General features: G+C 46.1%; 15 protein-coding genes. 3 read left to right on the top strand and 12 right to left on the bottom strand.

Annotation, left to right across the window (positions count from 1 at the left end):
• Positions 1-88 precede the first annotated feature (88 nt).
• A complete protein-coding gene (locus NSS94_RS16665) occupies positions 89-436 on the bottom strand; it encodes a DUF2294 domain-containing protein (RefSeq protein WP_013311231.1) in 348 nt (115 codons plus the stop codon).
• Positions 437-553: 117 nt separating this feature from the next.
• Entirely contained in the window at positions 554-982 is a 429-nt protein-coding gene (locus tag NSS94_RS16670; RefSeq protein WP_318627369.1) for a MarR family winged helix-turn-helix transcriptional regulator, read from the bottom strand.
• Between the two features lie 156 nt (positions 983-1,138).
• Between NSS94_RS16670 and NSS94_RS16675 the strand changes: the two genes are divergently transcribed.
• Entirely contained in the window at positions 1,139-2,449 is a 1,311-nt protein-coding gene (locus NSS94_RS16675) for an amidohydrolase family protein (protein WP_209950172.1), read from the top strand.
• Positions 2,450-2,684: 235 nt separating this feature from the next.
• On the opposite strand, the gene NSS94_RS16680 is transcribed toward NSS94_RS16675, so the two are convergent.
• The 8 genes from NSS94_RS16680 to moaA all read right to left on the bottom strand — a co-directional run bounded on the left by NSS94_RS16680 (position 2,685) and on the right by moaA (position 10,240).
• Positions 2,685-4,220, bottom strand: coding sequence for a choice-of-anchor Q domain-containing protein (locus NSS94_RS16680; protein ID WP_209950171.1), 1,536 nt, complete (start codon positions 4,218-4,220; stop codon positions 2,685-2,687).
• 242 nt (positions 4,221-4,462) lie between these two features.
• Positions 4,463-5,128, bottom strand: coding sequence for a molybdate ABC transporter permease subunit (gene modB / locus NSS94_RS16685; protein WP_029515412.1), 666 nt, complete (start codon positions 5,126-5,128; stop codon positions 4,463-4,465).
• 27 nt (positions 5,129-5,155) lie between these two features.
• Positions 5,156-5,977, bottom strand: a complete 822-nt coding sequence (gene modA, locus NSS94_RS16690) for a molybdate ABC transporter substrate-binding protein (protein ID WP_029515413.1) — start codon at positions 5,975-5,977, stop codon at positions 5,156-5,158.
• Between the two features lie 89 nt (positions 5,978-6,066).
• On the bottom strand, positions 6,067-7,140 hold the full coding sequence (locus NSS94_RS16695) for a thiazole biosynthesis adenylyltransferase ThiF (protein ID WP_340956217.1): 1,074 nt from the start codon (positions 7,138-7,140) through the stop codon (positions 6,067-6,069).
• A 63-nt stretch (positions 7,141-7,203) separates the two neighbouring features.
• Entirely contained in the window at positions 7,204-7,935 is a 732-nt protein-coding gene (locus NSS94_RS16700) for a molybdenum cofactor biosynthesis protein (protein WP_340956219.1), read from the bottom strand.
• Positions 7,936-7,991: 56 nt separating this feature from the next.
• A complete protein-coding gene (locus NSS94_RS16705) occupies positions 7,992-8,240 on the bottom strand; it encodes a MoaD/ThiS family protein (RefSeq protein WP_039274509.1) in 249 nt (82 codons plus the stop codon).
• Between the two features lie 133 nt (positions 8,241-8,373).
• Entirely contained in the window at positions 8,374-9,186 is an 813-nt protein-coding gene (gene fdhD, locus NSS94_RS16710; RefSeq protein ID WP_039274507.1) for a formate dehydrogenase accessory sulfurtransferase FdhD, read from the bottom strand.
• Positions 9,187-9,226: 40 nt separating this feature from the next.
• A complete protein-coding gene (gene moaA / locus NSS94_RS16715) occupies positions 9,227-10,240 on the bottom strand; it encodes a GTP 3',8-cyclase MoaA (protein WP_341039681.1) in 1,014 nt (337 codons plus the stop codon).
• Positions 10,241-10,879: 639 nt separating this feature from the next.
• Between moaA and fdhF the strand changes: the two genes are divergently transcribed.
• Both fdhF and NSS94_RS16725 read left to right on the top strand, forming a co-directional pair.
• On the top strand, positions 10,880-13,822 hold the full coding sequence (fdhF, locus tag NSS94_RS16720; protein WP_340956221.1) for a formate dehydrogenase subunit alpha: 2,943 nt from the start codon (positions 10,880-10,882) through the stop codon (positions 13,820-13,822).
• 12 nt (positions 13,823-13,834) lie between these two features.
• Complete coding sequence (locus NSS94_RS16725; protein WP_209950168.1) at positions 13,835-14,317, top strand: DUF1641 domain-containing protein; 483 nt, start codon at positions 13,835-13,837, stop codon at positions 14,315-14,317.
• An 81-nt stretch (positions 14,318-14,398) separates the two neighbouring features.
• Here NSS94_RS16725 and NSS94_RS16730 read toward each other — a convergent pair whose 3' ends face one another.
• Together NSS94_RS16730 and kdgT are read right to left on the bottom strand one after the other, a co-directional pair.
• Positions 14,399-14,752, bottom strand: coding sequence for a hypothetical protein (locus tag NSS94_RS16730; protein ID WP_029515421.1), 354 nt, complete (start codon positions 14,750-14,752; stop codon positions 14,399-14,401).
• Positions 14,753-14,894: 142 nt separating this feature from the next.
• Positions 14,895-15,896, bottom strand: coding sequence for a 2-keto-3-deoxygluconate transporter (gene kdgT / locus NSS94_RS16735; RefSeq protein WP_039274496.1), 1,002 nt, complete (start codon positions 15,894-15,896; stop codon positions 14,895-14,897).
• Positions 15,897-15,908: the final 12 nt, after the last annotated feature.

Genomic DNA, 15,908 nt, shown 5'->3' on the forward strand with positions numbered 1-15,908 from the left:
TCGCTTGGGTTATGACATCGTTAATTAAATCGAGGGTGAAGCCGAACTCTCCAACAATATGGATTCGATGTCGGTTCCGCTTTCTTTTTTATTTTGCAGTAATATTATCTTCAAATACAAAAACGGATATGGCTATATCTTCCTCCACTTTAATATCTGAAAAGAGGTGCAGCAGCCGAGAATCCATGTAATCCTCCAGTTCTTTATTGAAGTGTGTGGGATATATTTTTTGAACCATTTTGGTTCGGGCTGCATGCACCATCTCTTTCCCGGATTCTTCTTGTGCCAGAAACTTTTCGGATGGGGTTAAATTTCCATATAGCATCGTGATGGCCATATTATCTACAAAGGTTGTATGTATGCGCTCCGGGCCTTTCCCAAATAGCTCTTTACGTACTTTTCGAATAATTTCGTTAAAACCCGTTTCCCTTCTCATATCGCACCGCTCTCCTAAAATCTACTAAAATCCCTATTACTATTTCCATCATAACCGATTCCTATCATATAAAACAGAGACTAGCGAAAGTGATTTTTGGAACATGATTTTACGCAATTATAGTCGTTCATTAATTTTATTTAACATTCCCTCTAAAATTCGCTTCTCCTCTTCGGTCAGGGCCTGAACAACTTCGTCCTCCACCTTTTGGAAAGAGTCACTAAAAGCTTCAATCAATTCAATGGCTTTTGGTAAAACATAAATATTTTTTTGCCGTTCATTATTGGCCGGGATTTTGCGCTCGATGAATCCTTTTTGCTCAAGACCTTGAAGTATGCTTGTAATGCTGGCTCCGCGCAGATGAAACCGATCGGCAAGATCCTTCTGAATTAAATTATTTTCTTGATTCTCGTAGATATATCTAATCATTTTTCCTTGTTGAGCATTTAATCCCAACTCTTTTATGCTCTCGTCCGCTCTTTTCTTTAGCTTAAGACCGATAACCTGAAACAAATCCAGAAAAACCGTATCCTTTTGGGTTTTCATCATCGTACCTCCTCAAATTATTAGAAGTCTAATTGTCAGTAAATAAACTATATAAATCTCTAAACTGTTTGTCAAATGAAAATCAGTTTATTGACAGTTATATAACTAACAGTTAGAATTCTAATTGTTTGAAGATGAACACTAAGGAGGAACGACATGAAGAATGTAACTCAAAGCTCTACGGTAGAAAAAGTTACAGCGATTACGAATGTACGTATTTTCGATGGAGAAAAAGTTATTGAGCCCAGAAATGTTATCATCCAGGGGGAAACTATTATTTCGGTAGGCGGAGACCTTCCGACGCATGCAACGATCATCGATGGGGAAAATGGGACATTATTACCCGGCTTGATTGATGCGCATGTTCACACTTCAATCGGAGGGTTAAGAGATGCTTTAAAATTCGGCGTCACGACAGAACTCGAAATGAACGGCAGTTTTACAGAAAGAGGGCGCAAAATCCAGTTGAAAAACGTGAATGATGCCGCTGAAGTCCGTTCCGCCGGCACAGCGATCACTGCTCCAGGTGGTCATCCGGATGAATTATTGCAGGATGAGGATGAAATTCCTGAGTTCGTATTAAAGGAATTGGAGAAGTTACCCAAGAAAGACCGGGAAGCTATGCTAGCCGCTTACGCTCACGATCACGAAAAAGTGCCCCAAGTGACGACAGTGGAAGAAGCGATCAAACATGTGCATACCCAAGTGGAGAGTGGCGCCGACTTTATTAAAATCATGATTGAAGAAGGGACGGTCTTGGGTGCCCCTGGACTGCCTATTTTAAGCGACGAGATTTTAAAAGCAGCTGTGGTAGAAGCCCATAAGTTCGATAAAATAGTCATAGCCCACGTCTTGACGGCTCATTCTTCGCAAACTGCCATCGATATTGGAGTCGACGGATTGGGTCACTTATTTCTCGACAGGCCCGAATACACATCTGAGTTGGTGAAATCCATAGCGGATTCAGGCGCATTTGTTATACCGTGCTTAGTATTGAACTCATCCATTCTGGGGAATCCAGCATCAGAATTGGCGAATGATTCACGTGTTTATTCCAAATTAAGTCCGGAATGGATCGATATTTTGAAATCAAGCTTCCATACTTTCCCGCAAGGCAATTTGGAGAATAGCTTTAAAAATGTGATGGATCTCCACCGTGCCGGTGTGGATATTCTGGTCGGGACGGATGTCGCTCCCGTTCCTGTTCCCAATCTTGGCGGCCTTGCTCATGGAGCCAGCGTTCATCATGAAATGCAATTGCTGGTTGAGGCCGGATTTACTCCCATAGAAGCGCTTCAGTCGGCTACCGCGAAACCGGCCCGTTGCTTTGGGCTTAACGATCGCGGCTGTATTGCCGAAGGTTCGCTCGCTGACCTTATACTAGTAAACGGTGATCCGACAACCAACATCTCTGATACTTTGTCGATCAAATCCGTATGGTTCAAAGGTGTGCAACAACTATGTTAATCGGAGCCTATCGAACAGGAACAACTTTCTAATCTCATTTATATGACTTTCATTTTTACTTTCCGAAGATAGCTTAATCTTGTTGCCAACGCAAAAACACCTCCAAGGTTATCTCCATATCTTACGACATGGGGTTTCACTTTGAAGGTGTTTTAATTGCAAGGAACATTGTAAAAACGTACAAGCAGTGGCCTCACATCGTTTCGGTTGCACTGTTTGTCATAAAATATACGGCTTACTCGTAGGCACCGATGTTCACAGCGACTCCCTGTACTCTTGGCTTCCCGTCGATATCCAGTGTTCCAATGATGGCAAGGTCCGTGTTCCCGGCATCGATCGCAGGTGACGAAGACTGCAAATGGAAGTCGCTGTTCGCGGCACTCACGAATTTAGGATCGGCAAATAGAGAATGCGTATCGTTGCCGGTCCCCGATTTGTACGCGGAGAAACCCGTATACTCCTTATTTTTCCAGATCCAATTCGCTTCCGAGCTGCCGCTCGGAGCAAAATATAAATTATAATCCACAACATTGCCGGAATTTTTGGTGTATCCATTGGAGATCAGCATATCCGTGGAGCTGGCCACGAAAATATTGTTTTGGATCACGTTGTTTCGCGTATCATATTGAACCAAAAACTGGCCGCTTCCATCTTCAAATGTATCGTTCTTGTATAGTGTATTGTTCACGATCTTGCAGTTTACCGTGGAGCCACGCTCCTCATTGTAACCGCCCATGGCAATGCCGGTCAGTCGGTTGTTATATATCACGTTGCTGCGGACCGTAATATTGCTGGTGGCTTTACCGGCGTGCTCGGAGGCAATTTCGACGCCGATATCGTTGTTGTAGCTGTAGTTCTGCTCAATAATACTGTCCTTGCCCCCATCTACATAAATGCCCCCGGCCGAGTTGTCATCGCTCTTGTAAGATGGGTTATTTTGAACTGAATTATTATACACCCGATTGCCCTTCACCAACCCGTTCCGCGCCTGATCGTAAGTCGTATTCGGCGCGGTGCCCTCAAAGCCGATCAAATCAATCCCGATGTTGTCATTATCGTGAATGAGGTTGTCGGTCACCGCAAAGCCATCCACGTTGCCGTTTAAAACGAGCGATTCGCTGGAGCCCAGTACGAGATTGTACAGCTCATTGCCGCTGATCGTAAGATCGTGAATCGAAGCCGGAGCTTTCGTGCCGTAAACAGCGATACCGTGAGCATCCCGGCCCAGCCGATTTTTGCCGGTCGGAGTGACCGTGTTTTTGATGTCATGGATTTTATTGTTGGACAGATTAATGAAGCCGCCCGAACCGTGGACATAAATACCTACAGGCACCACGTTCTTGGAAGCAGTGGTAAAATTGCGGATTTCAAACCCCTGAACAGTAACGTAATTGACATCGGCCAGTTCGATCAGCCCTTCGTTCCCGCTGACCGAAAGTCCACTGCCATCAATAATGGCGGTCTCTGTCCCATAGTTGGTGAACACAATGGGACCCTGCGAAGCGGAGCCAGAGCGGGTAATCTTTACTTTCTGCTTGTACACGCCGCCCCGGACGTAAACCGTGCTGCCCGCAGGAACCACGTCGGCCGCGTGCTGCAGCGTCTTCCACGGCGCGTCGCTCGTTCCAGCGTTGGAGTCGCTGCCGCTCGTAGCCACATAATATTCTGTACCAGCCGCGGAAGCAGCGGGAGGTTGCACATTTCCGGTCACCAGACCAAGCCCGAAAACCATGGCTAAACCTACCAGAAACATTTGCCCGAATTTCTTCATCTTCCTCATCCCCTTTTGTTTTTCTTGTAAATTGTACCCTAATTCCAGTAAATCTGTTCTTTGGCATCGGCCATTAGTGCAACCTATGCGCCATACCAAAGACCAGGAGCTCACCGTAATCGCTGTCGAAAGAAACAAGAAACCCTGCGTTTTAGTAATCGCAAGGTTTCTTGGTGATCAAAGCTGCTAACGTTGCCGCTACTGCCCTATCGGCAAACTACGCACGTTCTTACTCCAACGGACTAATCCTTTACTAATCGATTAGAAAGCATCAACATGATAAAAGAGAATAAAATGATAACAGCTACCCAGCTCCAAGAGAGTGTCATATTTCCGACCTCGGACGCGGTGTAAATCGCTGTAGACAGGGTTTGGGTCTGTTCAGGAATATTACCTGCGAGCATCAGCGTAGCACCAAATTCCCCTAACCCTCGGGCAAATCCGAGAATGTATCCTGAAATGAGGGGTCGGTAGGCAAGGGGCATCGTAATGTGGCGAAACACTTGCCATTCGTTGGCACCTTGCGCACGTGCAGCCTGCTCTACCTCCGGGTCTACAGCTTCAAAACCTGCTTTAATGGTGCGGTAAGCCAGTGGAAAAGCAACAACTACGGCCGCCACCACTGCAGATCCCCACGTAAATACAATCGTCTGCTGGAACAGGCTTTCGAAGACAGTGCCAATCCAGCTTTTCCTTCCCAGCAAGATGAGCAAAATAAAGCCGACAACAGTGGGCGGCAATACGAGCGGAAGAATTAGGACGGTCTCGATCACGCTGGTTCCCCTCCGCGGCGTGCAGTTCGCCATCATCCGCGCTACCACAGTAGCTAATAAAAAGACGATGATGCTGGCGACGACAGCGACTTTAACAGATACGATAACCGGAGGAAGAAAAGCTGACCAATCCAACGGGACCCCCTCCTTTATCTGCGAATTCTATTTTCCCGTCATTTCTGTAGGGGCTGAAAATCCATCTTTACTGAACACACTCATAGCTTCATCTGTCCGTAGGAAATTAAGAAACTCGCCTGCTTCCTGGCTGTGTTTGGTTGCTTTTACAATGCCTTCAGGATACAGGATGGGTGCATGCAATTCCTCGGGCACTTCCAGTGCTATGACCGTTTTATCGGATGATTTGGCATCCGTTAGATAGACGAGTCCTGCATCGGCGTTGCCTGTTTCAACATAATTTAATACCTGTCTTACGTCCTTGGCGAATACCATCTTAGGTTCCAGCTTGTCCCATAGTCCAGCCTTCGTTAACGATTCTTTAGAATACTGTCCGGCGGGAACGGTAGTAGGCTCCCCAACAGCCACTTTCAGGAAAGAAGGACCCATCAAGTCATTGAGCGTAATGCTTTTGTTATCTGTGCTTTTCGCCTTATCTTGCGGAACAACCACAACCAGTTTATTTTGAAGCAGCACGTTATCCTTTTCCACCAATGAAGCATCGGTTAATGCCTTCATTTGCTTCATGCCTGCCGAAATAAATACGTCAACAGGTGCACCTTGCTCAATTTGTTTTTGTAATGTACCAGATGAAGCGTAGTTAAAGGTAAGTTTGATATCTGGGTGCTGTTTCTCATACTGGCCCTTGAGCGTATTCAGACTATCTTGAAGACTTGCAGCGGCAGATACGACTAGTTCTGTCTTGGGTGCGGACTGTGCCGATTGTACAGCAGCCGGAGACGAACACCCAGCCAGAACCCATGCCAACAATCCAACGAACGTGAATATGTACCCAAATTTCTTTTTCAACTTGTTCTTCCCCTATCCTATAAATTCCAAAATGAGATAGCGAAAATAAGGAAGCATTGTACATCTCATAACGGGTCGAATCTATTGGGTCAACCCAAATATTTGTGATAAATTGATCTCGCCTCGGCGATGTCCTTCGTGCCATGAATTAAGACGCGACCATCCTGAAAAAGAACGATTCGATGCGTCCCGATAACAACGGATACCAGGTATGGATTATGCTCCACTTTGCCCCCCTGACGGGATAACAAACGTGCCGCTTCATTCAGATCACGTACAGCACCCGAAGCCGGGCGGATTTGAACCGTATCTCGTCCGCACAAGACAGCCGTTTTAGCCTGATGCTCCGATTGTAAAAAAGGATACACTGGGTGCTCACCACACGTTGGACAATCGGCTTTCTTCATGGCGCTGATTTGGATTGCCTGATGCTGATTGTTCCACAGATCGAAAGAAATCAGCTTATTTTGCAAAGCCGAATCGTCCCCTGTGAGCAGCTTCAATGCCTCGGCGCTTTGATAAGCCGCTACCATCTGTACAGCCGGGCTAATCACACCGACCGTATCACAGGTTGCACCGCCGAGCGGTACAGTTCCGAGCAGGCAATGCAGGCACGGTGTCTGCCCTGGCACGATGGTAAAGGTTGTCCCATAACTACCTACACATGCCCCGTAAATCCAGGGTATTCTGTGCTTGACCGCATAATCGTTCATAAGCAAACGTGTATCGAAATTGTCAGTGGCATCTACGATGAGATCCACCCCTGCTGCGATATCGTCGATTTCCTCCAGCGAGACGTCCCGGACTAGCGCACGAATGTCCACGTCCGAATTGGTTTGCTGCAATCGCTTCTGCGCGGCCACTGCCTTGGGGATCTGATTACGGGCATCCGCTTCGTCATAGAGCTGTTGGCGCTGCAAATTACTCCAGTCTACATAATCACGGTCTACCAACGTCAGCCGTCCGATGCCCGCTCGCACCAGCATGTCAGCATTGGCAGTGCCCAGTGCGCCGGCCCCCACCATCAGCACGTGCTTACTACGGATATTTTGCTGGCCTGTCGGTCCAATTTTCGAGAATAATTCCTGTCTAGAATAACGGGCATGAGACGCATGCGCATGTGCAGCAACTTCTATTTTCTGGATCTTGTCCATTTCTGACATCGTTGATTTACGCCTCCATACTTATCCATTGATAGCTACAAGTTGATCAGACAAGCTAAAAGCTTAGATGTCCTCGCCCTTATTTGAAAGCTTTGGGGTACTTTGAGGGTTCCAGCCACCCAGCTGATGCCCCTTCCATTCTGAGCCGTCCTCCCACACTTCCTTTTTCCAAATCGGTACGATTTGCTTTAACCGTTCAATGGCATGGCGGCTGGCTTCATAGCAAGTATCGCGGTGTGCAGCTGAGACAGCAATCACCACACTCGTCTCTCCAATTCTTACCGTGCCAAGCCGATGTGTAATCGCAGTACGTGTGGAAGGCCAACGTTCTGCAATTTCGTCACCAATCTGCTTCATCGTGTTCATGGCCATCGGGACATACGCCTCATATTCAAGCAACACCGTTCGCTGACCTTGCGTAAATTCCCGAGTCGTACCATTAAAGGTCAGCGAGGCGCCATGAGAAGGGTCGAGTACCTTTGAGGTTACTTCATCGGCATCAATCGGGTCGTACGTAATGGCAAATAAACCACATTTTGAAACGACCGTCTTCATCCCGGATGCTGACTGATGAAGAGCAATTGCATCTGATGGAAGCACAAGTTCATTTGGAGAAGCCAGCTTTTTATGATGGGTAAAAAAAGAACCTGGCAGTTGTGAAGCCACTTCCGGGTACAGCTCATTCAGCCTTTTTCGAATGTCTGCAATGGTCACCGCTTCCTGTGAAAGTTCTACCGTGATCACATCACCAAGTTGCTCCGCCATATCTGCGAATAGTTGAATACGATATTGCATATGATCTGCCCCCTTGCACCTATTCTATCGAATTCACCTATCCTATTAAATAAAATCTACCCTCCTGAAACCGGAGGAATAATCGCAATCTCATCATGTATACTCACGAGGTCCTCAGGAGCGGCGTAGGCTTGATTTCTGGCAACAAAAGAACCCTGCAACTGAGCTGCTGATTCAGGGAAACGCTCGGATAGCAAGTCTTTTAATGCGGCAACGGTCATCGTTTCTTGCTCAGTAGGCACCATAATTATAGGCCCTCCCATCTGTTCCGCAAGTCCAGCAAATACTTGAATATGATAGTTCATTTAACATCCCCTCCTTTTCAGTACAGTGACTGCCCACCACATATGTACCAAGAAAAACCAACATGAATGAATACCTCGAAAGGTTTTATTCCATGCTGGTTAACTATGACGGTGTACATTGAAGATTATTATATTATATTTTAGATTCAACCAGTTCATCAATCCGTTCGGTATGCGTATATACATTCAGAGAACGACTGCGTATAAAGCCAACGGTCGTAATCCCCAGGTCCTCAGCCAACTCAAGTGCAAGCTCTGTGGGAGCTGACTTGGACAAAACAACTTCACAGCCAATCTTCGCAACCTTCAACAAAATTTCAGACGAAATGCGTCCGCTGAATACTATGATTTTGTCTTGTAATACAATATCATGTTTTAGGCAATGCCCATAGATTTTATCTAGCGCATTGTGTCGGCCGATATCTATTCTGGATAGGATCATCCCGTTTTTATCACACAGCGCTGCATTATGAACACCACCGGTCTCCTGAAACGTAAGTGCCGAGTTTTGCATTAAATTCATCAAACGGAAACAATCGTCAAAAGACAGCGTAACATGGGTGTCATTCATTCTTTTTGCCACTTTGGCATCATTTATAAAATAAAAGCCCTGTCTACTTTTTCCGCAACAGGAGGTAATGTACCGTTTGGAATGAAAGTTTTGATAAAACTCATTCATTCGACGGGTTTTAATATGAACAAAGCCTTCTTTTTCCTGAACCCAAATATCTTCGATATCATCGTACCGTTGAATGACGCCTTCAGAGGCCAAAAAACCTACTGCCATATCCTCCACATACTCCGGTGTACAAACCATGGTAGCAAATTCCTGCTGATTGATTTTGATGGTCACCGGATGCTCCGTCACCACCGTGTCTTCAAAACGCTTGATCTGACCGTCACGATAACGGAAAATCTCACGTTTCACCTCAGCTGGCTTTTCCATGTGCTCCACTCCCTCATTTCTGACAGGCTGGCTCTCCGGCTCACCCGCCGATGTGTGACATTTCAATTTTAGACGTTGCTTGCTGTGTATGATTCAGCCGTTCCTCTGAATAGCGGTCGGTACGGTCTCTCCAAACACGCTCAATGTAAGCTCTAATCTCGTCATCGGACTGTTCGGAACGTAGCATCGCGCGAAGCTTGTACCCTTGAGAGGCAAACAGGCACGTGTACAAGGAGCCTTCAGCAGAAATTCTCGCTCGTGTACATGTGGAGCAGAAGGCGTCCGTAACAGACGAAATAATACCGATTTCCCCGTCACTATCCTGATACCTGTAGCGCGTCGCCACCTCACCTTTGTACTGGGGTGCGACAGGCTCTAACGGCATATGCTCGTGAATGGCTTCGATGATCTGCTGCTTGGAAACGACCTGATCCAATTTCCAGCCATTGGTGTTGCCTACATCCATAAACTCAACAAAACGTAAAATATGCTTTTTCTTTTGGAAATAGTCGGCCATGGGAACAATATCCTGATCGTTAAAGCCCTTTTGCACGACCATATTTATTTTCACCTGCATCCCTGCTTGATCCGCAGCCTCAATACCATCCAGCACCGCCTTTACGCTGCTTCTGCCCCCGTTCATTTGGCGGAACCGATCATCATCGAGCGAATCCAGACTAACCGTCACTCTCTTCAGTCCCGCCTCTCGCAGTGCTGCAGCATATTTAGGCAAAAATACGCCGTTTGTCGTCATTGCAATATCTTCAACCCCATCGAGTTGAGTTAACGAATGAATAAGCGAGGACAAATTTTTCCTCAGCAACGGCTCACCACCAGTAATACGCAGCTTCGTAACGCCCAGCGAGACAAAAATACGGGAAAGGCGTGTGATTTCCTCAAAGGTCAATATTTTCTCTTTTGGCAAAAACGGATAGTCATGGCCAAATATTTCTTCCGGCATACAATATCGGCACCGAAAATTACATCGGTCTATGACGGATATTCTTAAGTCCCGTAACGGACGATTCCATTGATCGTCGCTCCGGTTCGCCATCCTGTTCACCTCAATCCGTCTTCATTAATAAAACTCTTTACCCTTTAAATCGGAACGGTATTTCCATTCATTTTATACTGAACCAAAAAACCGGCATCACAACAACTTCTTCGCTTATGAATATCGAAGAATCTGCTAAATGCCGGTTAATTTATCTACATCAGGATTTTACAAATCCTACATCATGCGATATAGAAAAATCAAACTAACAAGCGCTGCGACAAATAAAATATACGCGATTCCCACGCACACTCCATTTACGATTGCTCAGAAATAGACTACATTCCTATTGTTAGCAATCCTGGAACGTTTGTCAATGATTTTTCGTTTTCTCAAACGATAATCATTATCAATTAAAAAATTAGTAAGTACCGTTGAACTATCTTAAATTTTACGTTATAGTTACACGAGATAACATGCAGAAAATGACATATCTAAGTTATTCAGAAGTTATTGATATACAGACGGTGCGTACTGTTTGTTATTAATACATATTCAAATGGCGGATTGGCCTCCAGGACCTAGAGCTTGGTCACTACTCCACCATAAACACAAGTGCTGGAACATGAGCACTTGTGTTTATGGTGGAGTTTTTTTATTCCTAATTTTTAAATTTAAAATCTGAAAGGAGCCTGAACCGTGACTGATAGTACGATCAAAATTACATTAAACGGACAGGAACTGAAAACGAAGAGCAGCGCAACGATTCTTGAAGTGATTAACGAAAACAATATCGCCCATCCCCAGCTGTGTTACGTTCCCGAAGTCGATCCGATCCGTACCTGTGACACATGTATCGTGGAAGTGGACGGAAAACTTATGCGTTCTTGCTCGACATTGGCTTCGGATGGAATGAATATTCATTTACATTCGGATCGCGCGAAAGCAGCTCAAACCGAGGCTATGGACCGATTGCTGGAAAATCATCTCCTCTACTGCACCGTATGCGATAATAACAACGGTAATTGTACTTTGCATAATACAGCAGAGCTTATGGAAATTGAACATCAAAAATATCCATATCAACCGAAAGTTGACCCAACAGAAGTAGATATGTCTCATCCCTTCTACCGATATGACCCCAATCAATGTATTGCATGCGGCCAATGCGTAGAGGTATGCCAAAACCTTCAGGTTAATGAAACGCTGTCCCTCGACTGGGAGGCTGAACGTCCTCGCGTCATATGGGATGACCGGGTTGCGATTAACGAATCCTCCTGCGTTAGCTGTGGTCAGTGTGTAACCGTCTGTCCATGTAATGCCTTGATGGAGAAATCTATGCTGGGAGAAGCAGGCTTCATGAGTGGCATGAGCAAGGATTTATTAAATCCGATGGTGGATTTAATAAAGGAAGTGGAACCGGGCTATAGTGGGATTTTTGCTATTTCCGAAGCCGAAGCAGCGATGCGCGAAACCCGTACGCAAAAAACGAAAACCGTCTGTACGTTTTGCGGTGTAGGTTGCAGCTTTGAGGTTTGGACCAAAGGCCGCAAAATTTTGAAGGTACAACCTACCTCTGAGGGACCTGTTAACGGTATCTCGACATGCGTAAAAGGAAAATTCGGCTGGGATTTTGTAAACAGCGATCAGCGTCTGACCTCCCCTTTAATTCGTCAAGGTGACGAATTTGTGGAAGCAACCTGGGAAGAAGCACTGAGCCTGATGGCCAGTAAAATGGGAGCTATTCAAGAAACTTACGGTGGCGAAGCACTCGGCTTTATTTCTTCGTCCAAATTTACCAATGAAGAAAACTATTTGATGCAGAAGTTGGCTCGTCAGGTCTTCCAAACGAATAACGTCGATAATTGCTCACGGTATTGCCAATCTCCTGCGTCATGGGGGCTGCAATACACCGGAGGCATCGGTGGAGACAGCGGTACGATTAAAGATATTGCCAAAGCAGGTTTGGTCATGCTGGTCGGTTGCGCGCCGGGAGAAGGTCATCCCGTGCTGGCTACGCGTATCAAACGTGCGCATAAGCTGCACGGTCAAAAGTTAATCTCGGTCGACCTGCGCAAGCATGAAATGGCAGAACGCGCTGATCTGTTCATTCGTCCGAAGCAAGGTACTGATTATGTATGGTTATCCGCTGTAGCCAAATACATCATTGAGCAAAACTGGCATGATGCAAAATTCATTGAAGAGCATGTAAACTTCTATCCTGAATATTTGAAATTGCTAGAGCGATTCACCCTGGACTTTGCCGAACAGGAAACTGGTATTTCCAAAGAGACACTGATTCAGGTAGCGACTATGATTCACGAAGCCGACGGCACTGCCATTTGCTGGGGCATGGGTGTGACGCAAAACATCGCAGGCTCTTACACTTCGATTGCGATTGCCAATCTGCTGCTGGTGACTGGAAACTTTATGCGTCCGGGTGCAGGCGCATATCCGCTTCGCGGACATAACAATGTTCAGGGTGCTGCCGATATGGGTACGATGCCGGATATTTTCCCGGGCTATCAGCCCGTGACGAACGATGACATTCGTGCCAAGTTTGAAGCGGCCTACGGTGTACAAATCCCAGGTCAGCGCGGACTGGACAACATTCAGATGCTAGAAGCCATTGAAACAGGTAAGCTCAAAGCGATGTATATCGCTGGAGAAGAGATGGCATGGGTGGATGCCGACTCCAACCATACCCAAGAAATGCTGGCGAATTTGGATTTCCTTGTCGTTCAAGATGTATTTCTGAGCAAGACAGCTGAATTCGCTGACGTCATTTTGCCAGCCGTACCTTCACTCGAAAAAGACGGAACCTTTACGAACACTGAACGTCGTGTCCAGCGTTTATACGAAGCACTCCGCCCTATGGGAGACAGTAAACCGGATTGGTGGATTTTCAGCCAATTTGCCAAGCATATGGGATTTGATTGGGATTACAGCCATCCAAGTGAAATTTTTGAGGAAATGGCGTCGCTCACTCCATTTTTCTCCCAATGTAATTATGACGTATTGGAAGGCTGGAACAGCTTCCACTGGGGATCGCCGGATGGTAGCAATACACCGCTGCTGCACACCAACGGCTTTAACTTTCCAGATAAAAAAGCGCGTTTGGGACTTTTCGAATATGTACCACCAAAAGAGTACCCTGTTGAATTCGATCTGACCTTAAATAATGGTCGACTGCTCGAACAGTTTCATGAGGGAAATATGACGACCAAATCGGCAGGCATTCAGCTCAAACTCCCAAAAGTATTTGTGGAAGTGTCACCTGAATTGGCTGAGGAGCGCGGAATCCATAATGGATCGCTGGTTCGACTGGAATCCCCTTATGGTGCGGTCAAGCTACGAGTTCTGGTGACAGACCGGGTGCAAGGAACTGAAATTTATGTGCCGATGCACTCTACCAGCCATGATAGTGCGGTCAATCTGTTAACTGGAGGAGCGTTCGATGTGGTCACCCGCACACCGGCCTATAAACAAGCCAAAGTACGGATGCAAATTTTGGAGGTAGACGGTCAAAATCCACTGCCACGTATCAATCCGCGTTACAAAAAGCGTCATCCGCAAAATGGGGTTGAAGTGGACCGCAAGTGGAATCGTCCCGGTTACGTCGATTTGGTGGATCAAAAATAAGGAGGTCAAGCCGTGGCTAAGCCTATTTCAATTGTGAGAAAACGTGTTTTGACAGAAGAAGAACGCCAAAAACAATCGCTGGATCAGCTTACTGCTGATCTGGCGGACAATGGAGCGGCACTGCAGAAGACACTTGAAATCGTACGTGAGCTGCACGATAGTGGTCTTCTCGAAGCAGCCCAGTCTATGCTAAAGGCTAAAGAAAGCATCGCCAAAATCGCTGTAGGACAAGCGACGCGTAAGCCTGTGACGAACATCATCAATAATCTCATGGGAGCAGCCGGAATGCTGTCTGAGGTAGACCCCGAGCTGATGAAAAAGCTGACAAACAGCGTTACTAATGGCCTGAACGAAGCCAATGAACATCTAAAACAGAATAAAAAGACTCGTCTGCGCGATCTTATGAAGGCGATGAATGATCCAGATGTAAACCGTGCAATGGGATTTGGCATTCATTTTCTCAAAGGAGTGGGAAAAAGTTTGTCAGATAAATAACTTATAGAGCGTGAGGGTTGAAGACTAGTAACAATGACAATAAAAAGAGCTGGCTCCGAAAACGGGGGCAGCTCTTTTTATTTATTTTTTATCCACTTGCAATAGCGTCACCGTTTTAAGAGAAACAGCATCTTTTATTTGCTCCTCTGCGATGACCTTGAGCTTAAGCAAACTGGCAATCTTCGACGTATCCGGCTTGGAAAACAAGCGCCATAGCTGCGGATCAGGCAGTGAATCATACAGCTTTGTATGATCGTATTCCTTACGGTGCTGCTGCACAATCTTGACCCGATAGTTGCCAATTTCCCAATCTGACACTTCCTGCTGCGCACAATGAGCGGTAATGTCATTACGCAAATCAGTCAGTTCACCTTCAATTTCTTTTTGCTTTTGCTTTAACTGGTAGTATCGGCGCACCTTGTTTTCCAATCCCATCACGCTCCTCTGCTTACATATGTATGTTTGCAGAAGTGTTTTAGGACAAGTTTTGTGATGTTAGGATTGAAGGTATACCTGCAAAAGCATTTCCCGGGTAATGGAAAGATCCATAATAAGTTGAGCCATCATCATCCAAACTTTATTTAGGTACATTCGTCCCTGGATTTACAGGCCCTGCTCCTCGGGATTTCTCCTTACGCTTCATATAATTGGCCCAGTATGCCGTCAGAATAGGTACCAAAATCGAGGTCACAATGACCGAAGCGGCAACTAAGGCCGTTGCAGATTGCGCAACAGGCAGGAACTCAGGCTTGATATTGGCGACAATGACTGGGTTCGCTACTGCTGCACCTGCTGTACTGGAAGCTGCGATTCCTGCTGTACCGTTGCCACCACCGATATATTTGTCCGCCAAAATTAGTGGAATACCTGTAACGAGAATGACAAAAATACCCAATAAAATACCGAGCATACCTGTCTGGACAATGACACTCAAGTCAATGGAACAACCAAGTGCAAAACCGAAAAATGGAATTAAGGCTTGCGTTGCGTTCCCAAAATACTTTCGGAAATCATGATCCAGATTGCCCAACATAAAGCCGATCAAAAATGGTAATACCGCCCCCACAAATGTCTGCGGTTCGAAAACGGCCAGTCCGGTGCTACCCAAAATAATCATGGTCACTAATGGACCCGATTCCAGTGACATCAGTACAAATGCTCCCGCCTCTTCCTTGGAGCCATACTGCTGCATAATGGAGGCGTATAACCCGCCGTTCGTCATATCCATAGCCGAGATCAGCGCCAGCACCGACAAACCTGCAAATAGCCCACTTTCTACACCCCCAACAGGCAGCAATCTGGATGCAATGATCGCCACTACCCACGCGACCGCGATTTTAGTCAATACGAGCGTTCCTGATTTACGCAATACAGTACCCGTCGCTCGCACATCTATAGAAGCCCCCATACAAAAAAACCACACTGCTAAAATGGGTACCGTACCTGTCATCAGCCCCTTGGTAAAAGATCCAAAATAGTCGCCTGCCCATGGAGTAAATGTATGAAAAAGCGCGCCAATAAACAGCGGCACCAGCATAATGCCCCCTGGAATTTTATCAATGTTTTGTTTGATTTTCATAACTTCGTTCAA

It is taken from the genome of Paenibacillus sp. FSL L8-0644 (assembly GCF_038008165.1).
GTDB lineage: Bacteria > Bacillota > Bacilli > Paenibacillales > Paenibacillaceae > Paenibacillus > Paenibacillus polymyxa_D.

What these genes read in the sequence shown, in the direction of transcription:
- NSS94_RS16665 (WP_013311231.1), bottom strand. Translation starts at nt 436, where the DNA reads ATGAGAAGGGAAACGGGTTTTAACGAAATTATTCGAAAAGTACGTAAA.
- NSS94_RS16670 (WP_318627369.1), bottom strand. Translation starts at nt 982, where the DNA reads ATGAAAACCCAAAAGGATACGGTTTTTCTGGATTTGTTTCAGGTTATC.
- NSS94_RS16675 (WP_209950172.1), top strand. Translation starts at nt 1,139, where the DNA reads ATGAAGAATGTAACTCAAAGCTCTACGGTAGAAAAAGTTACAGCGATT.
- NSS94_RS16680 (WP_209950171.1), bottom strand. Translation starts at nt 4,220, where the DNA reads ATGAAGAAATTCGGGCAAATGTTTCTGGTAGGTTTAGCCATGGTTTTC.
- NSS94_RS16695 (WP_340956217.1), bottom strand. Translation starts at nt 7,140, where the DNA reads ATGTCAGAAATGGACAAGATCCAGAAAATAGAAGTTGCTGCACATGCG.
- NSS94_RS16700 (WP_340956219.1), bottom strand. Translation starts at nt 7,935, where the DNA reads ATGCAATATCGTATTCAACTATTCGCAGATATGGCGGAGCAACTTGGT.
- NSS94_RS16705 (WP_039274509.1), bottom strand. Translation starts at nt 8,240, where the DNA reads ATGAACTATCATATTCAAGTATTTGCTGGACTTGCGGAACAGATGGGA.
- fdhD (WP_039274507.1), bottom strand. Translation starts at nt 9,186, where the DNA reads ATGGAAAAGCCAGCTGAGGTGAAACGTGAGATTTTCCGTTATCGTGAC.
- moaA (WP_341039681.1), bottom strand. Translation starts at nt 10,240, where the DNA reads ATGGCGAACCGGAGCGACGATCAATGGAATCGTCCGTTACGGGACTTA.
- NSS94_RS16730 (WP_029515421.1), bottom strand. Translation starts at nt 14,752, where the DNA reads ATGGGATTGGAAAACAAGGTGCGCCGATACTACCAGTTAAAGCAAAAG.
- kdgT (WP_039274496.1), bottom strand. Translation starts at nt 15,896, where the DNA reads ATGAAAATCAAACAAAACATTGATAAAATTCCAGGGGGCATTATGCTG.